Below are 24,860 nucleotides of genomic sequence, written 5' to 3'. Positions count from 1 at the left end.
TCCGCCGTGGGCGGATCGGACTATGACCACCGCATGGCCCCGCGCAGAGTGAAAGGCATGAGCGAGGAACCAGGAATCCCCATGTTCAACGAGCGCGTGCGGCGCGAGCTCTACCAGCAGCGTGTTCTCGTGCTCGACGGCCCACTCGACGACGACAACGGCACCCTGCTGGCGACGCAGCTGATCACCCTGGCGAAGGAGGACGCGTCGTCCGACATCGCGCTGTGGATCCATTCGCCCGGCGGGTCGGTGCCGTCGATGCTCGCCATCCGCGATGTCATGCGGCTCGTCCCGTGCGACGTGTCCACGGTGGTGCTCGGCATCGCCTACAGCGCCGGGCAGTTCCTGCTGTCGTCCGGCACCCGCGGCAAGCGCCGCGCCCTGCCGCACGCACGCGTGCTGATGCACCAGGGCTCCGCCGGGATCGCCGGCGCCGCCGTCGACATCGAACTGCAGGCCAACGACCTGCGGCACACCCGCGACACCGTCCTCGGCCTCATCGCCGAGGACACCGGCCAGCCCCTCGACCGGGTCTTCGAGGATTCGCTGCACGATCGCTGGTACACCGCGCAGGAGGCCCTCGAATACGGATTCATCGACTCCGTCGTCGGCACGCTGGACGACGTCGTCCCCGTGGTCCACCGCACCGTCGGGCTCGGCGTCCCGGCCGAAGGAGGCGTCCGATGAGCACCTACACGATCCCGAACGTCATCGCCCAGCACCCGCGCGGCGAGCGGATCATGGACGTCTACTCGCACCTGCTGACCGAGCGGATCATCTATCTCGGCACCGCCATCGACGCGGGCGTCGCGAACGCCCTCGTCGCGCAGCTGCTGTACCTGGAGGCCGACAACCCCGACGGCGACATCCAGCTCTACATCAACTGCGAGGGCGGTGACCCGAGCGCGATGCTCGCCGTCTACGACACGCTGCGCTACATCCGTCCCCAGGTGGCGACGACCTGCGTGGGGCAGGCGGTCGCCGTCGGCGCCGTGCTCCTCGCCGCGGGCACTCCCGGGAAGCGCGCCGCGCTGCCGCACACCCGCGTCGTCCTGCACCAGCCGGTGGGGCAGGGGCGCGGGGCGATCCCGGACCTCATCCTCCAGGCGGACGAGGTCGTCCGCGTCCGCGCGGACATCGAGGACATCCTCTCCCGGCACACCGGGCAGGACACCGCGACGCTGCGCACCGACACGGACCGGGACCGGGTGTTCACCGCGACGACGGCGCGGGACTACGGCCTCATCGACCACGTGATCGAGGAACGCCGGCCGCTCCCCATGTGAGGGACCGCCTAGGCGGCCAGCGCGTAGGCGACCTGGCAGGTGGGGCCCGCCGGAGCGGTTCCGGCGGGCATCGCCAGAAGGCTCGTCGCGATCGCGAGCGTCAGGTCGCCGAGCGTGACGTCCAGGGCGCCGGCCACCGCGGCGATCATCTCGCTGGAGGGCTCCTTGACCCCGCGCTCCATCTCGGAGAGGTACTGCGGGGAGACGCCGGCGCGGCGGGCGGTCTCGACCAGGATCTCGCCGCGTTCCAGGCGCAGCCGCCGCAGGCACTGGCCGAGCGCGTCCCGCCACAGCGGTTCCGTCGGCTGGGGTGGCGCGGCCGGCTCGTGCGGCGGCTCGTGCGGCGGCTCGTCGGCGGGCATCAGCGGGCGGGCGGTCTCGGCCATGCCGTCATGGTAGATCGGCGGTACCGTCCACCCCCAGGCATTCCGCCCACCGCAGAACCGGGCCGCTCTCCCGCCGGAACGCCGGGGTCGGACATCCTTGAGGGCATGCGGATACTGGTCGTGGGCGCGGGGATCGTCGGGGCGGCGCTGGCGGACCGGCTCACCCGCCCGGGAGCCGGCGGCCGAGCGCGCCCGCGGGACGAGGTCACGGTGGTCGAGGCGCGGGAGCCCGGCGCCGGGACGTCCGGCACCGGCTACGCCTGGCTCAACGCCAACGACCCCGGCGACCCGGCCTACCACCGGTTCCGGACGGCGGCGCTGGCCGCGTGGCGGGACCTGGCCGCCGGGTTCGGCGCCCCGGCCTGGTACCGCCCGGCGGGCTGCACGACGTGGGCGGCGGACGGGGACGCCCGCAGCCGGCTGGGGGACCGGGTCGCCCGCCTGGCCGGCCTCGGATACGCCGCCGAGCTCATCGACGCCGGCCGGTTGCGCGCGCTCGAACCGCACGTCCGAGCCCCACGGGACGCGATCATCGCGCACTACCGCGACGAGGGCTACGTGCACGGCGGCCCGGCCGCGCGGGCGCTGGCCCGGCGCGCGCGTGCGTCGGGCGCCGGGTTCGTCACCGGTCACCGCGCGGTCGCGCTCACCACCGAGGGCGAGCGCGTCACCGGCGTGCGGCTGGACGACGGCCGCGGCCTGGACGCCGACCTCACGGTCTGCGCCGCGGGCCGGCACGCGCCCGCGCTGCTGGCAACGGCCGGCGTCGCGCTCGCGCTGGTCGACCCGTCCGAGCCCGGCTCGGCCGCCCCCTGCCTCGTCGCCACCACCTCCGCGGCGCCGGGCGCCCTCAACGGGCTCGTGCACGCTCCCGGCCTGTCCGCCCGGCCGTCGGAGGACGGAGGTCTCGTGCTGGAGGCCGGCGATCTCGACGCCGGGGTCGACGAGTCGGCCACCCCGGAGCTGGTCCGGGAGGTGGGCGCCGAACTCCTCGCCCGTGCGCGCGCCGTCGTCCCCGGCCTGACCGCGGAGGTCGCCGCGGTGCGGCGGTGCGTCCGTCCCCTGCCCGCCGACGGGTATCCGCTCATCGGTTTCCAGCGGCGCGGTCTGTACACCGCCGTCACCCACAGCGGGATGACGCTCGCTCCCCACCTCGCTTCGCTGATCGACCAGGAGATCCACGGCCGCCCGTCGCCGGCGCTCGACGCCTACCGGCCGGATCGGGCGGGCCTGGACCGCTCGTGACCGGCGAGGCACCCCGCGCAGGCGTCAGACGGGAGTGATCGGCAGGGAGCGCCGCGGCTCGAAGGCGAACCCGGTGCCGGTGCTGAACCGGACGACGGCGACCTCGTCGGCCTCGGGGGTCGGCAGGTCGCGGCGGACGACGTCCAGCCGCCATGCCCCGCCGGACCCGAGCGCGGCGGCCTCGACGTCGAGGCAGGGGTCGACGGCGCGGACGGCGGCTCGGAGCGGAGCCGTCCACTCGGGGCCGCACAGGGAGATCCAGGCACCGTCCTCGTGGGCGGGCGACGGGCGGACCTCGACGCGCCCGTCCCCGATGACGGCATCGACGTAGGCGGAGGGGTTGAGGAGCGGGTGCACCGCCAGCAGGCGGGCCGCTCCCCGCGCGTCCCCCGGCAGGTCCAGGGCGCGGGCGAGACGCTCCGCGGCGACGCCGGCGATCCCCACCAGCTGCTTGCGGCGGATCCGGAGCAGCTCGCCGTCGTCGGCGGCCCGCTCGGCCACGGCGAGGCCGAAGGCCCGGTCGAGCAGGTGCATCTGCAGGCAGACCTCGTCGGCGATCCGGGCCAGCGCGGATCGCGAGAAGGCGGCGAAGTCGAGGTCGGACAGCAGCGGTCCCGAGTAGTCGGCGAGGCCGTCGTCGGACGGGTCGATCGGCGCCAGGCCGAGGTTCGCGGCCCGGGAGCGCTCGTTGACGGCCAGCAGCGGGATGCCCCGCGCGTCCGGGTACGACTCATCGATGATCACGGTCCACGCGCAGTGGGGGTGCCGGTCGGCCGGCGTCCGCGGGGGCCGGTGGATCGGCCGCACCTGAGCCTTCGGGTTGGTCGCGACCGCGGTCGCGTCGAAGGTCGGGTCCTCGATGTCGTGGCACATGGAGCGGACGTAGGCCTCGCCCATCGGCTCCACGTCCATCAGGGCGCCGCAGTGGTCGAGGTGGAACTCGCCGTGCCACCGGTCGTGGACGGTGTAGCGGAAGTCCATGAACTGCGGCGGAGCGCCGATGTCGAGCTGGAGGCCCTTGAAGATGGTCGGGACGTCGCCCTTCCCGGGGACCTCGGGGGCGTAGCCGAGCGCCCGCTGCATCCGCCTGGTGTAGATCGGGCTCGACGCCGCCCACTCCTCGATCGCGATCCGCGCCATCTCCTCCCTTCCGAACGCCGAGATGCACCACGCCATCCCGGACCGGTCGATGAGCTGGCCGATCAGGAGCAGCTCGGGCACGACGACCGCGAGCTCCGCCCGGGACAGGTCGGCGTACCGGCTCGGGGGTGTCGCCGGCGGGTGGGCCATCTGCGGGACTCCTCGTACGCGTCGGATCGGTCGGGTTCACACTAGAACGCGTTCTACTATTTCTGGAATACTTTCCTGGACACCTGTCCGGCCGACGGGCGGCGCCCGCCCATCGAGGAGAGCCATGGCCATCCGCGTCCTGCACGTGGCGACCGGCAACGTCGGCCGCATCGCCCTGTCACAGCTGATCGAGGATCCCCGCTTCGAGCTGGCCGGCCTGGTGGTGTCGAGCCCGGAGAAGGTCGGGCGGGACGCCGGCGAGCTCGCCGGCCTCGGCGTCGTGACGGGCGTGGCGGCCACCGCCGACCTGGACGCGGCCCTGGCCGCGCGGCCGGAGTGCACGTCCTACTGCGCGATCGGCGAGGTCCGCCTGTTCGACGCGCTCGGCGACATCCAGAAGATCCTCGCCTCGGGCAGCAACGTCGTCGCCTCCTCGCCGGTGCCGCTCATCTACCCGTGGGGAGTGCTGCCGGACCGCATGATCGAGCCCGTCGAGGACGCCTGCCGGGCCGGCAGGACGAGCCTGTTCGCCACCGGAGTGGACCCCGGATGGGTCAACGACCTGCTGCCCTTCGCGATCGCCAGCACGTGCCAGCGGGTGGAGCAGGTGCGCTGCTCGGAGATCGCCGACTACGCGACCTACGACGGCGGACCGGTCATGTTCGACTTCATGGGCTTCGGCCGTCCTCCCGGGGACCTGCCGAAGATGTTCAAGCCGGGGATGCTGGCGGCGTCCTGGGGCGTCAGCCTCCGCATGTTGGCCCGGGGATTCGGCTTCGAGCTGGACGACATCACCGAGTGGTACGAGCTGGAGCCGGCGCCGGAGGCGTTCGACGTGGCCGCCGGGCACGTCCCCGCGGGCGGGATCGCCGGCATGCGGTTCCAGATCCGCGGCGTCGCCGGCGGCCGGGAGGTCCTCGTCATCGACCACACGACCCGGCTCCGCGGCGACCTGCGCCCCGACTGGCCGCAGCCGGCGCAGGACGGCGGTTCCTACCGGGTCGAGATCGTCGGCGAGCCGTCCTACCGCGTCGACGTCTGCCCGACCAGCGCCAGGGGGGACCACAACTACGCCGCGATCGCCGCGGGCGCCGGCCGCATCGTCAACGCGATCCCCGACGTCGTCGCGGCGCCGCCGGGCCTGCGGACCCCGCTCGACCTGCCCTTCAACACCGCCCGCGGCGTGTTCGCCGCGGCGCTGTCCGACTGAGACCGGCACGGCAGAAAGGACCCGGCGATGGGACGAGTGGACGGGAAGACCGCCCTGATCAGCGGGGGTGCGCGCGGTATCGGGGAGGCCTCCGCGCGGGCCCTGGTGGCCGAGGGCGCCGCGGTCGTGATCGGCGACATCCTCGACGACGAGGGCAAGGCCGTCGCGGACGACCTGGGCGACGCGGCCCGCTACGTGCACCTCGACGTGACGAGCCCGGAGGACTGGGCGTCGGCCGTCGAGACCACCGTCGGCGAGTTCGGCGGCCTCACCGTGCTCTTCAACAACGCCGGGATCGCCAACGGCGCGGCGATCAACCGGTTCAAGCTGGAGAAGTGGCGGCAGATCATCGACGTCAACCTCACCGGCCCGTTCCTCGGCATCCGCGCGGCCACCGACGCGATGATCGCGTCCGGCGGCGGCTCGATCATCAACACCTCGTCCATCGAGGGCCTGCGCGGGACATCCTGGGCGCACGGCTACGTCGCCTCCAAGTGGGGGCTGCGGGGCCTGACCAAGTCGGTCGCCGTGGAGCTCGCCCCGCACGGCATCCGCGTCAACTCCCTCCACCCCGGCCTGATCCGGACCCCGATCACCGAGGGCATCCCCGACGACATGATCCCGGTGCCGCTCGGACGCCCCGGCCGCCCCGAGGAGGTCGCCTCCTTCGTGGTCTTCCTCGCCAGCGACGAGTCGTCCTACGCCACCGGCGCCGAGTTCGTCATGGACGGGGGCACCGTCAACCAGATCCCCCACAAGTGACCCGTCCGCCCGGCACGGGGCTCAGAGCTCCCGGCGGATCCGCATCCGGCGGACCGCCATGACGGCACCGCCGATCGTGAAGATCAGCACCGCCCCGGCGATGCCGCCCGCCGCGAGGAGCAGCTCCCAGCTCCGGTCGGAGGCCGGGGACGTGCCGGCCACCGGGCTGGGCGTGACGTCCACCGGTCCGGGGGAGCCGCCCGGTGCCTGCCCGCCCGGCGCAGGGGAGGCCTCGGAGCGCTCGGGGGAGGGGGCCTGCTTCGCGGGCCGCTTCCGCGCGGCGCCGAACGTGACGTCGGAGCAGGAGTAGTAGGTGTCGGGCGTGTCCGAGGTCTGCCAGACCGTGTAGATGAGGTGCCGTCCCGTCTTGCCGCGGGGGAGCCGTCCCGTGAAGACGTACGCCCCGTTCCGCCGCGGCGGGTCCTTCACCTTCAGGAACGGCTCGGCCTCCAGCGCCGACCAGGTCAGCGGGCGGGTGGGCCGGTAGCCGTCGCGGGTGATGTACAGCCGGAGACCGCCCCGGTGGGGGATCGACACCCGGTAGCGGAACGTGTGGCGGGCGGCGGCGGTCAGCCGGGTCGCGGGCCAGTCCGCCCGCGGCAGGTCCAGCCCGCGGAACCGCTCGATGCCCGCGCTGCACAGCTCGCCGTCCGGGATCATCCGCCGGTCGCGGCCGTTGACGTTCGGCACGCGCAGCTCGTCCCACTCGGCGAGCGCCGCGCCGCTCACCTTCGCCGCGGCCCGGCAGGCGGCGCTCGACCGTTCGGCGCCGCGCCCCGGCTCGCAGCCGGTCGCGCGGCTCGCCGGGTTCTCCAGCGCCCCGTGCGCCCCGGCCGGAGCGGCCGGGAGCGCCGTGCCGAGCAGGATCCCGAGCACGGTCGCGAAGGCCGGCACGCGAACGCCCACGTCAAAGCCCCCCTCAGATCGGAAACTCCCAGCAGTACGCATCCGGCCCGGGAGGGGGTTCACCCGCCGGAAAACCGGCTCTCCCTCGCCCTGTACGGACCGGAACTGCGCGACCGCAGCGATTGTCGGCAGATGAATTAAGAGAAAAGGAGCCTTTCCCACGGGAGTGGAAGCCGATTGTGAACAGCATCGAGCTCGGGGCGCCATTTAGACGGTTCACCTATGTCCTCGACCGTCGATACGGCGGGAAGTTGGATGCGGCGAAAACGCCACATCATCGATCGTTCGGGATAGGTTGTCCGGGGTCGATCAAGACGATATTCATGAATCATCTCGCGATCACCCCTACTTGCCTCTCCCTGGGATCGAATGACCACGCGCCTGCCCTCCTTCCCCGCCGCGGACGAGAGTCCGCTGGCCACCTGCGTACGGCTGCGGGAGATCGCTCCCGTGGTCGAAGTCGAGTTCCCCGGGGGCGTCCCCGCCTATCTGGCACTGACCCACACCGCCGCACGGGAGATCCTCGCCGGAGACAACAAGACCTTCCTGCGGGACCCGGAGCACTGGCCCGCGCTGCACGACGGGTCGATCCCCGACGACTGGCCCCTGCGCGCCATCGTCCAGGGCGGCCACCTGTCCACGAAGGACGGCGACGACCACCGGCGGCTGCGCGGCCTGGTCGGCAAGGCGTTCACGCCCGCGCGGGTGAAGGCGCTGGAGCCGCGTATCCAGCAGATCGTGGACGGTCTGCTGGACGACGTCGTGGCCGCCGGCGACGGCGTCGACATGGTTCCCGCTTTCACCGAGGCGCTCCCGATGTGGGTGATCTGCGAACTGTTCGGAGTGCCGGCCGAGGAGCGGCCGCGGATGCGCGACTGGACCGCCAGGCTGCTCGCGCACACCACCCCGCCGGAGGAGGCGTTCGCGACCCAGAACGCCCTCCAGGCATATCTGCATGAATTGGTGGAGCGCAGGCAGCGGATACCGGGCGACGACCTCACTTCCAGCCTCGTCCAGGCCCGCGACGAGAATGACAGGCTGACCACCGACGAACTGGTCGGCGTGCTGTGGCTGATGCTCGTCGCCGGTCACGAGACCACCGTCCACCTGCTCGGCAATGCCATCGTGGCGCTGGACCAGAATCCGGACCAGCTGGAAAGGGTCAAGGCCGAGCACCGGTGGGACGACGTGGTCGAGGAGACCCTGCGCTACCGCCACTCGGTGATGATGACCAGCTTCCGTTTCACCGCGGAGGACGTGACGATCGCCGGGGTGCGGATCCCCAAGGGGCAGGCGGTGGGCGTCGTCTACCAGGCGAGCGGCCTCGACCCGGCGGAGTACGGCGACACCGCGGACACCTTCGACTTCACCCGGGAGCAGAACCAGCGTCTCGTGTTCGGTCACGGCCCCAGGTACTGCATCGGCGCGGCGCTGGCGCGGCTGGAGGGCCGGCTGGCGCTCTCCGCGCTCTACCGGCGGCTGCCTGAACTCGCCCTCACCATCGAGCCCGCCGACATCCCCTACTCGCCGTCGTTCTTCACGGTCGGCCCGCTCTCCCTGCCGGTCGCCCTCGGCACCGTCAGGCCCTGAGCGGGCGCTCCCCGCCGCCGGATCGGCCGCCGACCGGCCCGGGGATCGCGGTCCGGAACGCACGGGCCGCCGCATCGAAGATCGCCCGGGTTTTCCGGGAAAGCATGTGCGCGTGCGCTCCATGGTGCATTCTGATCACGCCTTTAAGTCCGTAATGGCCGCCGAGCGACGGGTCGACGAAGCCCCGCGCCCGCCGCCACCGCTCACAGGGACACGATGGATGGCAACACCAGCAGGTCGAGCACGCCTCGAACGCGCCGCGCTGGAACGCGCGTTCTGGATCTGGACGTTCGCGGCGATCGTCGTCGTCGGCGCCTGGCTGGGCGCGCTGCTCGCGGTGGACGGCCGGTCGCGCGCGCTGGTCGCGGTGGGGGGCGGCGTGGCGGCGCTGGCCATCAGCCTGGCGATCGGCGCGGCGGCCTACTTCGCCGAGTGCGCGCGGGGCTTCCGTGACCGGCTGGCCCGGATGGAAGGCGAGGGCGACCGGCTGGAGCGCAGGCTCCAGGAACTGCTCGACGGGCCGCTGCCCGCGCTGATCGGACGTCTCCACGACGGGGCGGCTCCGGACGAGACGCTCGCCGGGCCGCAACGGGACCACGTGCTGGGCCGCCTGGTGCACATGGTGGCCGACGGCGTCGCGACCAGCGAGCGCGGCGCCGCCCAGGCCAGGGCCGAGCTGGCCTCCCTGGAGGAGCAGGTCGCGCGGCTGGCCGACTCGACGCTGCCCCTCCTGATCGAGCGGATCCGCGGCGACCGCGCCTCGGCCGCGTCCGTGCTGGCCGAGATCCCGGCGCCCTCCCACGCGGCGCTGGACCGGCTCCTGCGCGAGCTCGCCGACGGCCTCGGCACGGGCGAGCGCACCAGGGCGGCCGCCATGGCGGCCTGCGCGAGCGCGGCGGCGCGGATCCAGGCGCAGACCACGCGCATGCTCGCCCAGCTGCGCGAGCTGGAGGACCAGTACAGCGAGGACGAGGTCTTCGGCGATCTGCTCGACCTCGACCACCACGTCTCCCAGATGGGACGCCTCGCCGACAGCATCGCGCTGCTCAGCGGCGGGCGCTCGGGGCGGCGCTGGACCAAGCCCATCGTGATGGAGAGCGTCATCCGCGGCGCCATGGGCCGGATCGCCTCCTACCAGCGCGTCCAGTACCACTCGACCACGACCGTCGCCGTCGCCGGGTTCGCCGCCGAGGGCGTCATGCACGCGCTGGGCGAGCTGATGGACAACGCCGCCAACTTCTCCCCGCACGGCACCGCCGTCCACGTGTACGCCGAGGAGGAGGACGCGGGCGTCGTCGTCACCATCGAGGACAGCGGGCTCGGGATGCGTCAGCGCGAGCGGGAGCGCGCCGAGCGGCTGGTCTCCGAGGCCGCCGACCTCTCGTCGCTGCCGGGGACCCGGCTCGGGCTGGCGGTGGTCGGGCGGCTCGCGGGCAAGCACGGCCTGAAGGTCAGCTTCCGGCCCTCGTCGCGCGGCGGCGTCGGCGTGGTCGTGCTGATCCCGCGCCAGCTCATCACCCAGCCCCTGGACACCGCCCCGGCGGGAACCCTCGCCGAGTCCCTCCGGAGCGCGCCGAGGGAGGACTCCTCCCACGCCCGCGAACCCGCCATGGCCACGGCGGGGGCGCCGAGCCAGGGCGGCTCCGACGGCAAGCTGCACCTGCCCAAACGCCGCCGCGGCGCCACACTCTCCGGGACGGTCCAGGAGCAGGCGGCCCCCGCCCCCCGGCCCCGAGACCCGGGTGCGCGGTTCGCCGCGTTCCGCGAGTCCGCCTCGGGACGCCACCGGACGACCGGCGGTTCCGGGGAGCACGACACCACGTCCACCCAAGAACACGATCAGTAGGGCTCATGGCCCCGGCCCGTTCGGCGGACGGATCGCGGGGCCGACCCGGTCCCGGCATCCTCGCCCGGACCGGCAGGAACGACAGATAGGAGGCAGGGGCGCGCGTCTGCGGCCGGTGCCGCCCCGTGATCTCGATGAGCAGCGACGAGCGCCAACTCGATTGGCTCCTGGCGTCCCTCGTGGACCGAGCCCCCGGTATCGTGCACGTCCTGGTGCTGTCCAGGGACGGCCTGAAGATCTGCCACACCGACGGACTGGACAACGACAAGGCCGATCAGCTCGCGGCCATCGCCTCGGGCATCCAGAGCCTGTCCCTGACCGCCTCCCACGAGTTCGGCGCCGGTGTCGGCGCCGGCCAGTCGATGGTGGAGTTCGCCGGCGGGCTGCTGCTGATCATCCCCGCCGGCGAGGGGGCGCACCTGGCCGTCGTGGCCCGCGACGACGCCGACGTCGGCCTCGTCGGGCACAGCATGAACGAGCTCGTGGAACAGATCGGCGGCTATCTGACCGCGGCGCCGCGCACCGCCGCATCGAGATGAACCAGCGGCCCCTGGACCTCGACGATCCCGACCGGCTCTACACCGTGACCGGCGGGCGGAGCCGGGTGGACGGCGACGTCCTCGACCTCGTCACGCTGGTCATCGCCGAGAACGACCCGGCGCGCGGCATGCAGTCCGAGCATGTCGCGATCCTGCGGCTGTGCCGCCACCAGCCGATGGCCGTGGTCGAGCTGTCCTCCCATCTGAGACTGCCGGTGAGCGTGGTGAAGATCCTGCTGCTCGACCTGCGCGACACCGGCCACATCACCGTCCGCCATCCGACCTCGGCCACCGCGACGACCCACCTGGCCGACCCGGAAACGTTGAAGCAGGTGCTCGTTGGACTCCAAGAACTCTGACCACCCGGCGGGGGCCGGTCCGGCCGGCGGGGTGCCGCTGCGCAGCACCGCGCGGGACGCCCTGAAGATCGTGATCGTGGGCGGCTTCGGCGTCGGGAAGACCACCATGGTCGGCTCGATCTCCGAGATCCGCCCGCTGAGCACCGAGGAGGTCATGACCAAGGCCGGGGTCGGCATCGACGACCCGAGCCGCGTCGCCGACAAGCGGACCACCACGGTCGCCTTCGACTTCGGCCGGATCTCCCTGGACGACCACCGCGTGCTCTACCTGTTCGGCGCCCCCGGCCAGAAGCGGTTCTGGTTCATCTGGGACCAGCTGTTCTCCGGCAGCCTCGGCGCGGTGGTGCTGGTGGACACGCGCCGCCTGGAGGACTCCTTCTACCCGCTCGACCGGCTGGAGCACCACCGGATGCCGTTCGTCGTCGCGGTCAACCGCTTCGACGACTCCGGTCCGCAACCGTCGCTCGACCAGGTGCGCGACGCGCTGTCGCTGGCCGAGGACGTCCCGCTGATCGACTGCGACGCCCGGGTCCGGGACTCCTGCAAGGGCGTGCTGATCGCGCTCGTCCGGCATCTCACCACGCTCCACGATCCCGCCGCACTCCAGGAGGCAGCGCAGTGACCGACGAGACCGGCCGGCCGCCCGCCGAGGAGAACGCCGTCCGCCTGTACGGGGAGGAGTTCGACCAGCGGCCGAAGGACTTCTTCGAGCGGATGCGCCGCGAGCACGGCCCGGTCGTGCCCGTCCTGCTCGAAGGCGACATCCCCGCCTGGTACGTGATCGGGTACCGGGAGGTCAACCACGTCACGTCCAACCCCGGCCTGTTCGCCCGCGACACCCGCCGCTGGAACGCCTGGGACATGGTGCCCGAGAACTGGTCCCTGCTGCCGTTCGTGGGCTGGAACCCGTCGGTGATGCTGGCCGAGGGCGCGGACCACAAGCGCCGCAGCGCGGCGATCAGCGACGCGCTCGACGCCGTCGACCGCACCGAGCTGAGCAACAGCTGCGAGCGCATCGCCGACCAGTTGATCGACGAGTTCGCCGGGGACGGCGAGGCCGACCTCGGCAGCCAGTTCGCCGACCGGCTCCCGCCGCTGGTGATGGTCGGGCTCTTCGGCGTCCCCGACTCCGATGCGCCGGACATGATGCGGGACATCCAGAACGTGGCGGGCTCCGACGAGAACGCCGTCTCGGCGTACCAGCGGCTCCAGAAGACCATGGGCAGGCTGGCCGAGTCCCGCAGGGCGCATCCCGGGCCGGACGTCACGTCCCGCCTGCTCCAGCACTCCGCGAACTACACCGTCGACGAGCTGGTCAGCGACCTGATCCCCATGATCAGCGCCGGGCACCTGCCCACCGGCCACTGGATCGGCAACACGCTGCGGCTGATGCTGGTCGACGACCAGTTCGCCGTGACTCTCCAGGGCGGCCGCGGCAGCGTCACGCAGGCGCTCAACCAGGTGCTGTGGGAGGACACGCCGTCCCAGAACAACATCGGCCGCTTCGCCGTGCACGCCTGCGAGCTGGGCGGGCGCAGGATCCGCCCGGGGGACATGCTGATCCTGGGGTGGGCCGCGGCGAACGCCGACCCCCAGGTCCAGCCGCCCGCGCAGGGCATGGGCGCGGGCAACCGCGCCCACCTGTCGTTCGGGCACGGCGACCACGGATGCCCCTTCCCGGCCCCGGAGCTCGCCGAGGTCATCGCCAGGACGGCGATCGAGGTGCTGCTCGACCGGCTGCCCGACATCGAGCTCGCGGTCGAACCCGACGAGCTGCTGTGGCTCCCGTCCTTCTGGGTCCGCCGCCTGGCCTCCCTGCCGGTCAGGTTCAGCCCGGCCATGACCGCTCACTGAGGCGCCACCGGAGCCGTTCGCCGGTGGACGCGCTCGAACGCCGCCTCGAAGTCCGGCTCGTCCTGCGCGGGTCCCGGCGGCTGGTGCTCGCGGCGGCCCATCCCGGGCTGCACGTCCGGATGCAGACCTCCGCGCCTCGGGCGTGGACCCGCCGTGATCGTCTGTCGTTGCATTCGATGGAACCGTTTTGACCGGTGCATGGCCGTGTATGGGCGAGCCGGGTCACTAGGGTGGTGGCTGATCGGGTGTGACGAGGTGCGAGTCGGGCCGTGCGAGGCGGTGATGGCTCCAGCGGCATCGAGCGCGGCGAACGGGCATCGGCCGGCGCGGCTGCCCGCGGACACGACGAGCTTCGTGGGGCGGCGCCGGGAGCTGGCCGAGGTCAGACGGATGCTGTCGGAATCGCGGATGGTGACCCTGTCGGGGGTCGGCGGGGTCGGCAAGACGCGGCTCGCCACGCAGACGGCGGCGGCCGTGCGGCGGGCCTTCCCGGACGGCGTGCGGATGGTCGAGCTTGCCCAGGTGGAGAAGCCGGAGCTGCTGGTCACGACGGTCATGGAGGCACTGGAGATCAGGGACCACTCCCACCGCCCGCCGATGGACGTGCTGGTGGAGCGCCTGCGGGACAAGCACGCGCTGGTGGTCCTGGACAACTGCGAGCACCTCCACGACGAGTGCGCGGTGCTGGCCGAGACGTTGCTGCGCTCGGCCTCGCAGCTGCGCATCCTGGCCACGAGCCGGCACGTTCTGGGGATCTCCGGCGAGCAGACGCTCTCGGTGCCGCCCCTGTCGCTGAGCGGTCTCGACCCGCCCCCCAGGGCGGGCTGGGCGCCGCCGATGCCGGAGGCGGTGCAGCTGTTCGCCGACCGCGCCCGTTCGGTGGTCCCCGACTTCGCCGTCACCGACGCCAACCGGGCGGCGGTGGAGGGGGTCTGCCGGCGTCTGGACGGCCTCCCGCTGGCCATCGAGCTGGCGGCGGTGCGGCTCCGGGTGCTGTCGGTGGAGCAGCTGCTGGAGCGGCTCGACGATCGTTTCCGGCTGCTCACCGGGGGATCGCGGGCGGTACTGCCCCGGCACCAGACGCTGCGCGCGCTGATCGACTGGAGCCACCTGCTCTGCACCGAGCAGGAGCGTGTGCTGTGGGCGAGGATGTCGGTCTTCACCGGCGGCTGCGACCTGGAGGCGGCCGAGGAGGTGTGCGCAGGCGGCCGGATCTCCCGGGCGGAGGTCGTCGACCTGGTCTCCGCCCTGGTGGAGAAGTCCATCCTGAGCCGTGAGGACCATGGGGGCGTCGTCCGGTACCGGCTGCTGGAGAGCATCCGGCAGTACGGCCGGGAGCGGCTCGCCGAATCCGGGGAGTCGGCGCGGTTCCGGCGCGGCCACCGCGACTTCTACCGGTGGATGGCGGCCGAGGGGCGCCGCAGGCTGTTCGGCCCCGACCAGACGGCCTGGCTCGAAAGGCTCCGGGTCGAGCACGCCAATCTGCGCGCCGCGCTGGAGTACTGCCTCGCCGACCCGGCCGAGGTCGAGGTCGCCCTGGGGATGGGCGCCGACCTGCTCTACCACTGGATCACCAGTTTCTACCTGACCGAGGGACGCGACTGGATGGACCGGGCGCTGGCCATGGACCTCGCGGCGACCGAGGTCCGGGCCAGGGCGCTGTGGTCCACCAGCTGGCTGGCGATCATTCAGGGCGACCTGGACGGCGCCGCCGCGATGCTGCGGGAGAGCCGGGCGATCGGGGAGCGGCTGGGCCGGGAGGAGATCCTGGGCTACGTGGCGCTGTACTGCGGGATGATCGCCATGTTCCGGCAGGACGCCGGCACCGCGATCGACCTCTACAAGGAGGCGGTGGAACGTCACACCGCCACGGGGGACCCGGTCGGCCATGCGCTGGCGCTCATCAGGCTCTCGCTCGCGCACTCCTTTCTGGGCGACTCGGCGCTCGCCGTCTCGATCGGCGAGCAGGGCATCGCGGTGTGCGAGGCGCACGGCGAGGGCTGGCACAGGGCGTACGCCATGATGGCCCTGGGGGTGGAGCTGTGGCGGCAGGGCGACGCCGCCCGCGCCACCTCGATGGAGCGGGAGAGCCTGCGCTTCAACCGCGCGCTCGGCGATCCTCTGGGCCTCGGGGTCAATCTGGAGGTGCTGGCCTGGGTCGCCGCCGGCGAGCGGCGGTTCACCCGGGCGGCCCGGCTGCTCGGGATCGCCCAGGCGGTGTGGGAGGCGGTCGGCGCGGTCCTGTCCGGATACGGGCACCTGATGCGGTACCACGACGCCTGCGTGGACGACACCCGCCGGGTGCTCGGCCCGTCGGCGTTCCGCACGGAGTTCGACCGCGGCGCGGCGCTGCCCGGCGAGGACGGGCTCGCCTACGCGCTGCAGGAGACCGCGGCCCCGGACGCGCCGGACCGCGACGCCGGCCGCTCCTCCCCGCTGACACCCCGGGAAACGCAGATCGCCCGGCTCGTCGCGGAGGGGGAGAGCAACAAGAGGATCGCCGCCGCACTGGTGATCTCCCAGCGCACCGTGGAGGGGCACATCGAGCACATCATGAACAAGCTCGGGTTCAACTCGCGGGTGCAGATCGCCGGCTGGATCAACGATCACGACAGGGCCGCCGGGGCGGGGCCTGACGGGTGACGGGGCGCCATGTCTGAACACGGCACCATGCCGGACCGGGCGGCGGACGGTTCCGCCTTCGTCGGACGCGTCCGGGAGCTCGCGAAGGCGCGGTACCTGCTGCCCGGCACGCGGCTGCTGACGTTGACCGGCGTCGGCGGCGTCGGCAAGACCCGCCTGGCGCTTCAGGTGGCCTCGACGCTGCGGACGCGGTTCCCGGCCGGGGTCCAGATCGTGGATCTGGCCATGGTGCGTGACGGTCGCCTGCTGGAGACGACGGTGGCGGCCGCGCTGGGACTGCGCGACACGGGCCGGCGGTCTCTGCCGGCCCTGGTGGATCACCTTGCCGACAAACGCCTCCTCCTCGTCCTGGACAACTGCGAGCACCTGCTGCAGGAGTGCGCCGAGCTGGCCGCCAGGCTGCTGAGCGGTGCGCCGCGGCTGCGGATCCTCACCACCAGCAGGCAGGCACTCGGAGTGGCGGGCGAGCAGGTGCTGGTGGTGCCGCCGCTCACCGTCCCGCCGGCCGGCACGGCCGTCCAGGAGATCCTGCGCAGCGATGCGGTCGCCCTGTTCGCCGAACGGGCGGCCCGGGCGCGGCCGGGCTTCACGGTGGACGCGGCGACGGCGCCGGAGGTCGCCGGGCTGTGCCGGCGCCTGGACGGGCTCCCGCTGGCCATCGAACTCGCCGCCGCGCGGCTGCGGACGATGCCGCTGAGGGAGCTGGCGGGCGAGCTCGATCGGCGCTTCGACCTGCTCGCCAGCCCCGACACCGCGCTGCTGCCGCGGCACCGCACCCTGTACGCGACCATCGACTGGAGCTTCGGGCTGTGCACGCCCGGTGAGCAACGGCTGTGGGCGCGGCTGGCGGTGTTCCCCGGCGGGGCGGATCTGGAGGACACCGAAGCGGTCTGCTCGGGCAACGGGCTCGAACCCGAGGACATCCTCGACCTGATCTCCGGGCTGGTCGACAAGTCCGTCCTGATCAGCGTCCGCGGCGACGGCCGCAGCCGCTACCGCATGCTGGAGAGCATCCGTGCCTACGGCCGCGAGCGGCTGGCGCCGGGGGACGCGCCGGCCCTGCACCGGCGGTACCGCGACCACTACCGGCGGCTGGCCGAGCAGAACCGGATCGATCTGCTGGTCCCCGACGAGTTCGATCGGTACCGGGCGACACTGGCGGAGATTCCGAACCTGCGCCTGGCGCTGGATCTGTGCCTTCGGCACGACGCCCCGTCCGCATTGCGGATCGCGATCTGCCTGTGGGCGGCGTGGCTGCTCTCGGGTGCCATCAACGAGGGCCGCGATTGGCTGGAACGCTCGATCGAACTGGCGCGCCCGGCCGCCGGCGACCGCGCCATGGGCCTGTGGGTCAACGTCCTGCTCGCCGCCTACCAGAACGATCTCGACGCGGCGAGGCGGCGTGCGGACGAGTGCGGCGCCGCCGCCGAAGGCTGCGGCGACGAGGCGGCGTTCGCGTTCTGCCTCCAGGCCCGCGGGGTGGTGGCGCTGGCCGAAGGGGACACCGGCCGGGGCTTCGCGCTTCTGGAGGACGCGCGTACCCGTCACCGCGCCCGTGACGACCTGGACGCCGTCGCCGTGAACCTGCACTATGCCGCCTCGTTCGGCGTGGCCGCCCACAGCCCGGGGCAGGCCGCGGCCCTGGGGGAGGAGCTCCTCGCCCTGGCCGAGGCCCACCGGGCGCACATCTTCGAGGCGTACGCGCTGATCACCCTGGGTTACGCGGCCTGGTGGCAGGGGGACCTGGCCCTGACCGGGGCCAGGATGCGCCAGGCGGCCACCCTGCTCACCGAGATCAGCGACCGGTGGGGGCTGATCCAGTGTCTGGAGGCCCTCGCGTGGACCGCCTGCGCGCAGGGGCACCACGACAGGGCCGCCCGGCTGCTGGGCGCGGCGGGCCGGCTCTGGCGGGCGTTCGACATCCCGCCTCTCGGGCTGCAGGTCTTCACGCGCTCGCACCGGGACTGCGATGCCCGGGCCCGCCGGGAACTCGGGGGGCCGGTGTTCGACGCGGCCTACGACTCGGGTGCGAGGCTGAGCCTGGACGCCGCCGTCTCCTACGCGATCAGCAACTGAGGGCCGGCCGGCGCTTCGATGCCACCGGCGGCCGGGACGGGCAGGCGGGCCAGTTCCCGACGGTGGTCACCTCGCCGTCGGCGTCCACCATCCGCGCCCGCAGGTCGCGGGAACCCAGCCACGTGGCGGCGGCGTTCCCGGCCGCGAGTGCGGCGATGCTGGCGGCCTTCGCGGCGACGCAGCACAGGCCGATGACCGAGACCGCGTGCCACGGCCGCCGCTCGTGGGCCGCGGGCCATGCGCGGCCGGTGCGCGGAGCGCTGCGCGGCAGCCTTGTCGGGGTGGCCCGCAGGCGGCGTGCCGGCCGGCCCGGCGCGGGCAGGAACGAGGTGGCCAGGCCGGGAGCCCGCAACACGATCTTCTGCCCGCGGCAGGGCTCGTCGCGATGCGGCCGGCCGTGTCCGCCGGCCATTTGGACCGGCCAGCCCGCCTCCGGGAGCCGGCCCGCGGTGGCGACGCTGCCGGGGAAGCAGACGCAGACGCCGCAGCCGGCCTCCCCGGCGGCGGCCTCGGCGGCCCGGTCGGCGGCGAACGCCACCGCCAGGCCCCACAGGTCGAGGGTCGTCCCCGCCGGGATCGTCACCGTTCCCGGCGGGTCGTCGATCACGACCGTCCCGCTCGCGGCACCGTCGGCGCGGACGAGGGGATCGACCAGCCCGCCGGTCAGCTCGCAGGCGTGCAGGGCCGTCCACAGCACCGCGAGGAAGGTGGCGCCGATCCGTACCGGACGGCCGGCGGCGGCGTTGACCCGGGCCAGGTCCGCGTCGCGGCGGGCGCCGCACGCGGCGTCGATGTCGCGGATCACCCGATCGACGGCCCGCCGGGCGGCGCCGAGACGGCCGGGCTCCTCCACCATGACGGAGGCCACATCGCCCCAGAGAGGGAAGTTCTCCGTGCTGTGGGTCATCAAGCCGCTCCAAGGACGGGTCGGGAACACGGCGCCGGGCACCGCCGCCGCGGCGGGCACACCAGGCCGGCGCGCGGTAGGCGGTGTCCCCTCCGGGACGGCGGCTCCGGCAGCCGCCGGAGATCACGACCCCGGTGCCGGCCGGGCCCGCACCCGCCCAGGGTCTCGGACGGCGAGCGCGCTTGCGTGATCGGGTGCGTGCGCACACGGCGGGACGGCTGACACCGGCACCCGGTTCGCTCTCCCCGGCGCTGGAGTCGCGGTCGGTTCCTGCGTTGCCACCAGCATGCTCGGGACCGGCGGGCACGGGGAGGGTAGAAATACCCATACGGCTACCCGAACCCGGATGGCGAGGTTTCCGCTCGCCCGGCACCCGGGACGATGGCCTCGGCGGGAGCGGCCTTACGGCCAGGTGCGAGCCGAGCCGGCGAACGTCTCGGGATCGCTGTGCACGGGTACCACGCAGAGCAGGTGGCCGCCTGGCGCGCGCAGTGTGTGGGCGTCCTGCCAGCGGGACTCCGGTTCCGCGCCCAGCGCCGTCAGGCGGGCGACCTCCGCCGCCAGGTCGTCGGTCTCGATGTCGATGTGGTAGCGCGGCACGTCGTCGACCGACTGGACGACGGTGAACAGACCGGGGACGGCACGGTCGAGGACGGTGAACTGCTCTTCGCCCGGCGCGGGCCGGGCGGGAACGCCCAGCGCCGCGGACCAGAAGTCCACCGCCGCGCCGACCTCGGTGGCGGGGGTGTCGATGAGGATCCCGACCACGCGGCTGCGATGCATGGCGGAGAGGCTATCCGCGGCCGCACACCTTGCCAAGCTCCCGAGGCCGCCGGCTACCGCGCCAGCAACTCGATGTACGTCCGCTGCAGGTCCGGATCCGGGTCCACGCCCAGTTCGCCGGAGAGCCGCGTGCGGATCGTCTCGTACCGCGTCAGCGCGTCGGCGCGGCGTCCGGACCGGCCGAGGGCGATGAGCAGGCGCGACCACAGGGGTTCCCGCAGCGGATATCGCGCGGCCAGTTCGCTCAGCTCCAAGATCAGCTCCCTGTGCCGGCCGGCGGCGAGATCCAGGTCGATCCGCCGTTCCAGAGCGGTGAGGTAGCGTTCGAGCAGCCAGGGCGCCTCCGATTCCCGGAGCCGGGCGGACGGCACCCCCTCCAGGGGCTCTCCGCGCCACAGGTCGAGCGCCTCGGCGAGCAACGCGCGCTCGGCCTCGGCGGTGGCCGCCGTACCGGCTCTGCTCAGGATGTTGAGGAACCGGAGGGAGTCGACGTTCCCGGGCTCGGTACACAGGACATAGCCGCCGGCGGTCGAACCGATCGCCGCGGCGCCGAACCGGCTTCTCAGCCGGGCGATGTACGTCTGCACGCTGCGCCGCACGTTGTGCGGGCGGTCTTCCTCTCCCCACGCCGCCGCCGCGAGGCGGTCGACCGTCACCGCCTGGCCCGGCGACAGGGCCATGACGGCCAGCAGGACGCGCAGCCTTCCGGCCGTCGGCGCCGTCGGGCGGCCGTTCACCGCCACGAAGAACGGGCCCAGCAGACCGACGGAGATGACCTGTGCGGCGCGCATACCTTCGCTGGATCTCGCGAACTCGACCATAGCGGCATCGAACGCGCGTTCCACCCTCCCGACAACCGGCCGGACGAATTCGGACGAGATCGGACGGCCGGTGCCCGGATTCGCCGGGCGGACGGTCCGGCGGGGCCGATGCCCCGCCGGACCGTCCGGCCGCCTACTTGGTGAGCGGGGCGAGCTTGGGGTCGTCGGCGTACGCCTGGCCGGCGTTCTCCTTGGTCACGATGACCGGCGGGAGCAGGAACGCGGGGACCACCTTGACGCCGTTGTTGTAGGACTTGGTGTCGTTGATCTGGGGCTTTCCGCCGCCCTGCAGGGACTTGACCATGTTCACGGTCTCCGCGACGAGCTTGCGGGTGTCCTTGTTGATGGTGGAGTACTGCTCACCGGCCATGATCGACTTGACGGACTCGACCTCGGAGTCCTGCCCGGTGACGACGGGGAGCGGCTTGCCGGCGCCCTTGACCGAGGTGAGGATGGCGCGGGCCAGGGTGTCGTTCGGCGACAGCACGCCGTCGACGTTCTTCTTGCTGTAGGTGGAGGTCAACAGCGAGTCCATCCGCTGCTGCGCGTTCTCGGCCTTCCAGCCCTGGATGGCGGTCTGCTTGATGTCCGTCTGGCCGGAGCCGACCTTGACCTCGCCCTTGTCGATGAGCGGCTTGAGGACGCTCATCGCGCCGTCGAAGAAGACCGCGGAGTTGTTGTCGTCGGGCGAGCCGGAGAACAGCTCGATGGTCCAGGGGCCCTTCGCCTTCTTGGCCTTCATGCCGTCCAGCAGGGCCTGCCCCTGCAACTGGCCGACCTTGAAGTTGTCGAACGCGATGTAGTAGTCGACGTCCTTGGTGTTGGTGATGAGCCGGTCGTAGGCGATGACGATCGCGCCGGACTGCTTGGCCTGCGCCACCTGGGTGGACAGCTGCGCGGCGTCGGTCGCGCCGATGACGATGACCTTCGCGCCCTTGGTGACCATCGAGGAGATCTGCGCCTGCTGGTCGGCCACCGTGGTCGAGGCGCCCGCGTACTGGACGTCCGCCTTGAACCCGGCCTGCTTGAGGCCGCTGTTGAACAGGTCGCCGGCCAGGACCCAGTTCTCGGACGTCTTGGCGGGCAGCGCGACACCGATGAGGGAGTCCTTGGCGAAGCCCTTGTCGCCGTCCCCGCCGCTGCCGGAGCCTTCCCGTTCGTTGGAGCAGGACGCGGCGGTGAGCGCGAGCGTGGCCGCCGCGCCGACCGCCAGGGCCTTGGTGATGAGTGAGCGCATTGTCGGATGACCTTTCTCGGTGTCGTGCCGGGGGGTGGATCCGCGGCGGCGGCGGTGGAGCCCGCCGGTCGGCCGCGGGAGGGTCAGCCGGCGGCCGCGGCCTTGTCCGCCCTGTCGGCCGTGCCGGCCTCGTGAGACGGCGGCGGCGTCGCGTCCGGTGGCGACGACGGTCCGCCGTCCCGCCGGAACGGACGCATGATCGATCCGATGACCGAGAAGCGGCCCTGCCGGTTGTTGTAGACGTCCAGCGCGGCGGCGAGCAGGAGCACCAGGCCCTTGATGATCTGCACCCGGTCCGAGCCGACGCCCTCCAGCTGCAGGCCGTTGTTGAGCAGGGCCATGACCAGGCCGCCGACGATCGAGCCGCTGATGGTGCCGAGGCCGCCGCTGACGGCGGCGCCGCCGATGAACACCGCCGCGATCGCGTCCAGCTCCCAGTTCAGGCCGTCCTGCGGTCCGGAGGCGGCGGACCGGGCCACGAAGATCATGCCGGCCAGCGCGGCGAGGATCCCCATGTTCGTCATCACGAAGAAGTTGACCCGGCGGAGCTTCACCCCCGACAGCTCGGCGGCGCGGGCGTTGCCGCCGACCGCGTAGATGTGCCGGCCGCCGGCGGCGTTGCGCGTGTAGAACGAGTAGGCGATCACCAGGGCGGCCAGGATGATGCCGGAGATCGGCAGGCTGGTGCCGACCCGGCCGCCGGCGAAGCGCAGCGTGGTGAAGACGATGACGCCGAGCATCACCGCGAGCCGGATCCCCGAGACCCACAGCGGGGTGAGGTCCGCGTCCATCTGCTGCCGCACCTGCCGGGCGCGCCACTCCCGCCAGACGACCGCGGCGCAGGCGGCCAGGCCGAGCAGCAGGGTCGGGTTGTTGTAGCCGGTGTCGGGCCCGATCTCGGGCAGGTAGCCCGCGCCGATCTTGCGGAAGCCCTCCGGGACCGGCACCGTGTCGGCGTTGCCGACGTACTGGTTCGCGCCGCGGAACAGCAGCATCCCCGCCAGCGTGACGATGAACGCCGGCACCCCGGCGTAGGCGACCCAGAAGCCCTGCCAGGCGCCGATGAGGGCGCCGACGAGCAGGCCGAACACGATCGCCGCGGGCCATGGCAGGCCGTACTCCTGCATCGCCTTGGCGACCACGATGCCGGTGAACGCGGCGACCGAGCCGACCGACAGGTCGATGTGCCCGGCGACGATCACCATCAGCATGCCGACGGCGAGGATCAGGATGTAGGAGTACTGGCTGACGACCGCGATGAGGTTGCCCGAGGTCAGGGTGAGGCCGTCGGTGAGGACCTGGAACAGCAGCACGATCGCCACCAGCGTGAAGATCATGCCGAACTGGCGGGCGTTGGAGGTGGTACCCCCGAAGAGGTTCTTCTTCAGCTCTTGGTATCGGCTCATGGCGTCGCCGTCTTCTTGGTCGAGGTCATCTGCTTCATGAGGAGTTCGGGGTCGGCCTCGTCGCGCGGCACCACGCCGGTGATGGTCCCCTCGAACACCGTGTAGATCCGGTCGCACAGGCCGATCAGCTCGGGCAGCTCGGAGGAGATGACGATGACCCCCTTGCCCTGCTCGGCGAGCCGCTGGATGATCCCGTAGATCTCGTACTTGGCGCCCACGTCGATGCCGCGCGTCGGCTCGTCCAGGATCAGCAGGTCGGGGTCGGTGAACATCCACTTCGCCAGGACGACCTTCTGCTGATTGCCGCCGGAGAGCTTGGTGACGCCCTCGTCGACCGTCGGCGTCTTGATCCGCAGGCTCCGGCGGTACTCGTCGGCGACCTTGTGCTCCCGGACCCGGTCGATCACGCCGCGCCGGGCGATCTTCGACAGCTTGGCGGCGACGACCGAGGTCTTGATGTCGTCGAGGAGGTTGAGCCCGATCGCCTTGCGGTCCTCGCTCACGTAGGCCAGGCCGTTCTTGATGGCGTCGGCGACCGTCTTGAGCTGGATCTCCCTGCCGTCCTTGTAGACGTGCCCGCCTTCCCAGACCCCGTAGGACCGGCCGAACAGGCTCATCGCGAGCTCGGTGCGCCCGGCGCCCATGAGCCCGGCGAAGCCGACGATCTCGCCGCGGCGGACGGTGAAGCCGGAGTCGCGGCACACCAGCCGCTCGGCGGAGACGGGGTGGCGCACGGTCCAGTCGCGGACCTCGAAGAACACCTCGCCGATGGCGGGGGTGTGCTCGGGGAACCGGCCGCTCAGCTCGCGGCCCACCATGCCGCGCACGATGCGGTCCTCATCGACCCCGTCGGCCTGGACGTCGAGCGTCTCGATGGTCCGCCCGTCGCGCAGGATGGTGATCGAGTCGGCGACGGCCGCGATCTCGTTGAGCTTGTGCGAGATCATGATCGAGGTGATGCCCCGCCGCTTGAACTCGCGCAGCAGGTCCAGCAGGTGCCGCGAGTCGGTCTCGTTCAGGGCCGCGGTCGGCTCGTCCAGGATCAGCAGCTTCACGTCCTTGGCGAACGCCTTGGCGATCTCGACCAGCTGCTGCTTGCCGACGCCGATGTCGCTGACGAACGCGTCGGGGTCCTCCTTGAGGCCCACCTGCTCCATCAGCTCGAGGACGCGGTGGCGCGCGCCCTTCCAGTCGATCACGCCGCCCCGCCGCGGCTCGTTGCCGAGGAAGACGTTCTCGGTGATCGACATCCCCGGCACCAGCGCGAGCTCCTGGTGGATGATCACGATGCCGGCGTGCTCGCTCGCCCGGATGTCGCCGAACCTGACCTCCTCGCCGCGGTAGACGATCTCCCCGCTGTAGGTGCCGTGCGGGTGCACGCCGCTCAGCACCTTCATGAGGGTGGACTTCCCGGCGCCGTTCTCGCCGCAGATGGCGTGGATCTCGCCGGTGCGGACCGCCAGGTTGACGTCCGCCAGGGCGGTCACGCCCGGGAACGTCTTGGTGATCGAACGCATCTCCAGCAGGAACGGGGCGGGACCGGCGTCCTCGCCGGGGCGCGTGTCCTTCGCGGGGTTCATGTCCGATGCCCCCCGCTCCGCAGCCCGCCACGGCTGCGCGTGTCCGGTCCCGGGGGGACGCGGCGTGCCTCTGACATCAGCTTCTCCGATGGTCTCGCGTCGCCGGCGGCCGTGGGTCGGGAGGGTCCGGCGTG

Annotated in this window: 23 protein-coding genes; 14 read left to right on the top strand and 9 right to left on the bottom strand. The window is 72.5% G+C overall.

Annotated elements, in window-relative coordinates; all coding sequences use genetic code 11:
* Positions 1-57 precede the first annotated feature (57 nt).
* On the top strand, positions 58-687 hold the full coding sequence (locus tag K8Z49_RS09520; RefSeq protein ID WP_024934846.1) for a ClpP family protease: 630 nt from the start codon (positions 58-60) through the stop codon (positions 685-687).
* Positions 684-1,286 carry a ClpP family protease gene (locus K8Z49_RS09515; RefSeq protein WP_075021966.1) on the top strand — a complete coding sequence of 201 codons (603 nt, stop codon included), beginning with the start codon at positions 684-686 and terminating at the stop codon, positions 1,284-1,286. The genes K8Z49_RS09520 and K8Z49_RS09515 overlap by 4 nt, the downstream gene beginning before the upstream one ends.
* Positions 1,287-1,294: 8 nt before the next feature.
* On the opposite strand, the gene K8Z49_RS09510 is transcribed toward K8Z49_RS09515, so the two are convergent.
* Positions 1,295-1,672 (bottom strand): helix-turn-helix domain-containing protein, encoded by a 378-nt coding sequence (locus tag K8Z49_RS09510; protein ID WP_412518222.1) that lies wholly within the window; start codon positions 1,670-1,672, stop codon positions 1,295-1,297.
* A 105-nt stretch (positions 1,673-1,777) separates the two neighbouring features.
* On the opposite strand from K8Z49_RS09510, the gene K8Z49_RS09505 reads away from it, so the two are divergent.
* Positions 1,778-2,917, top strand: coding sequence for an NAD(P)/FAD-dependent oxidoreductase (locus tag K8Z49_RS09505; protein WP_412518220.1), 1,140 nt, complete (start codon positions 1,778-1,780; stop codon positions 2,915-2,917).
* A gap of 24 nt (positions 2,918-2,941) precedes the next feature.
* On the opposite strand, the gene K8Z49_RS09500 is transcribed toward K8Z49_RS09505, so the two are convergent.
* A complete protein-coding gene (locus K8Z49_RS09500) occupies positions 2,942-4,207 on the bottom strand; it encodes a hypothetical protein (RefSeq protein ID WP_412518218.1) in 1,266 nt (421 codons plus the stop codon).
* A gap of 124 nt (positions 4,208-4,331) precedes the next feature.
* On the opposite strand from K8Z49_RS09500, the gene K8Z49_RS09495 reads away from it, so the two are divergent.
* Together K8Z49_RS09495 and K8Z49_RS09490 are read left to right on the top strand one after the other, a co-directional pair.
* On the top strand, positions 4,332-5,417 hold the full coding sequence (locus tag K8Z49_RS09495) for a hypothetical protein (protein WP_021592867.1): 1,086 nt from the start codon (positions 4,332-4,334) through the stop codon (positions 5,415-5,417).
* 27 nt (positions 5,418-5,444) lie between these two features.
* Entirely contained in the window at positions 5,445-6,179 is a 735-nt protein-coding gene (locus tag K8Z49_RS09490) for a glucose 1-dehydrogenase (RefSeq protein ID WP_412518216.1), read from the top strand.
* A 21-nt stretch (positions 6,180-6,200) separates the two neighbouring features.
* Here K8Z49_RS09490 and K8Z49_RS09485 read toward each other — a convergent pair whose 3' ends face one another.
* Positions 6,201-7,085: a lytic polysaccharide monooxygenase auxiliary activity family 9 protein gene (locus K8Z49_RS09485; protein WP_244938603.1), complete on the bottom strand. Its 885-nt coding sequence runs from the start codon at positions 7,083-7,085 to the stop codon at positions 6,201-6,203.
* 369 nt (positions 7,086-7,454) lie between these two features.
* Here K8Z49_RS09485 and K8Z49_RS09480 point away from each other — a divergent pair, with 369 nt between their 5' ends.
* The 9 genes from K8Z49_RS09480 (at position 7,455) to K8Z49_RS09440 (ending at position 17,992) form a co-directional block, all read left to right on the top strand.
* Positions 7,455-8,675 (top strand): cytochrome P450 family protein, encoded by a 1,221-nt coding sequence (locus K8Z49_RS09480; protein WP_412518214.1) that lies wholly within the window; start codon positions 7,455-7,457, stop codon positions 8,673-8,675.
* Between the two features lie 220 nt (positions 8,676-8,895).
* A complete protein-coding gene (locus tag K8Z49_RS09475; RefSeq protein WP_024934848.1) occupies positions 8,896-10,521 on the top strand; it encodes an ATP-binding protein in 1,626 nt (541 codons plus the stop codon).
* A gap of 134 nt (positions 10,522-10,655) precedes the next feature.
* Positions 10,656-11,060, top strand: a complete 405-nt coding sequence (locus K8Z49_RS09470) for a roadblock/LC7 domain-containing protein (RefSeq protein WP_024934849.1) — start codon at positions 10,656-10,658, stop codon at positions 11,058-11,060.
* The gene (locus K8Z49_RS09465; RefSeq protein WP_021592860.1) at positions 11,057-11,419 is read left to right on the top strand and encodes a DUF742 domain-containing protein; all 363 of its coding nucleotides are present in this window, start codon (positions 11,057-11,059) and stop codon (positions 11,417-11,419) included. The genes K8Z49_RS09470 and K8Z49_RS09465 overlap by 4 nt, the downstream gene beginning before the upstream one ends.
* Positions 11,400-12,041: a GTP-binding protein gene (locus tag K8Z49_RS09460; RefSeq protein WP_024934850.1), complete on the top strand. Its 642-nt coding sequence runs from the start codon at positions 11,400-11,402 to the stop codon at positions 12,039-12,041. The genes K8Z49_RS09465 and K8Z49_RS09460 overlap by 20 nt, the downstream gene beginning before the upstream one ends.
* Positions 12,038-13,273, top strand: a complete 1,236-nt coding sequence (locus K8Z49_RS09455; protein ID WP_021592858.1) for a cytochrome P450 — start codon at positions 12,038-12,040, stop codon at positions 13,271-13,273. The genes K8Z49_RS09460 and K8Z49_RS09455 overlap by 4 nt, the downstream gene beginning before the upstream one ends.
* Positions 13,274-13,296: 23 nt before the next feature.
* Positions 13,297-13,464 (top strand): hypothetical protein, encoded by a 168-nt coding sequence (locus K8Z49_RS09450; RefSeq protein WP_161791002.1) that lies wholly within the window; start codon positions 13,297-13,299, stop codon positions 13,462-13,464.
* A gap of 91 nt (positions 13,465-13,555) precedes the next feature.
* Complete coding sequence (locus K8Z49_RS09445; RefSeq protein ID WP_412518210.1) at positions 13,556-15,916, top strand: ATP-binding protein; 2,361 nt, start codon at positions 13,556-13,558, stop codon at positions 15,914-15,916.
* A 9-nt stretch (positions 15,917-15,925) separates the two neighbouring features.
* Complete coding sequence (locus K8Z49_RS09440) at positions 15,926-17,992, top strand: ATP-binding protein (protein ID WP_143118539.1); 2,067 nt, start codon at positions 15,926-15,928, stop codon at positions 17,990-17,992.
* Here K8Z49_RS09440 and K8Z49_RS09435 read toward each other — a convergent pair.
* From K8Z49_RS09435 to mmsA, 6 genes are all read right to left on the bottom strand, one after another.
* A complete protein-coding gene (locus K8Z49_RS09435; protein WP_412518208.1) occupies positions 17,982-18,899 on the bottom strand; it encodes a hypothetical protein in 918 nt (305 codons plus the stop codon). The two genes, K8Z49_RS09440 and K8Z49_RS09435, sit on opposite strands and share 11 nt — an antisense overlap.
* A 402-nt stretch (positions 18,900-19,301) precedes the next feature.
* Positions 19,302-19,682, bottom strand: coding sequence for a VOC family protein (locus tag K8Z49_RS09430; protein WP_021592853.1), 381 nt, complete (start codon positions 19,680-19,682; stop codon positions 19,302-19,304).
* Positions 19,683-19,735: 53 nt separating this feature from the next.
* Positions 19,736-20,473, bottom strand: coding sequence for an AfsR/SARP family transcriptional regulator (locus K8Z49_RS09425; protein ID WP_075021961.1), 738 nt, complete (start codon positions 20,471-20,473; stop codon positions 19,736-19,738).
* A 163-nt stretch (positions 20,474-20,636) separates the two neighbouring features.
* Entirely contained in the window at positions 20,637-21,740 is a 1,104-nt protein-coding gene (locus K8Z49_RS09420; RefSeq protein ID WP_021592851.1) for a sugar-binding protein, read from the bottom strand.
* Positions 21,741-21,823: 83 nt separating this feature from the next.
* A complete protein-coding gene (gene mmsB / locus K8Z49_RS09415; protein ID WP_412518205.1) occupies positions 21,824-23,146 on the bottom strand; it encodes a multiple monosaccharide ABC transporter permease in 1,323 nt (440 codons plus the stop codon).
* On the bottom strand, positions 23,143-24,726 hold the full coding sequence (gene mmsA / locus K8Z49_RS09410) for a multiple monosaccharide ABC transporter ATP-binding protein (RefSeq protein ID WP_021592849.1): 1,584 nt from the start codon (positions 24,724-24,726) through the stop codon (positions 23,143-23,145). Before mmsA ends, mmsB begins: the two co-directional genes overlap by 4 nt.
* Positions 24,727-24,860 lie beyond the last annotated feature (134 nt).

The sequence above is a fragment of the Actinomadura madurae genome, assembly GCF_047130825.1.
GTDB classification, from domain to species: domain Bacteria; phylum Actinomycetota; class Actinomycetes; order Streptosporangiales; family Streptosporangiaceae; genus Spirillospora; species Spirillospora madurae.
The sequence above is the reverse complement of the archived record's forward strand: the minus strand, read 5'-3'. Positions and strand labels throughout refer to the sequence as shown.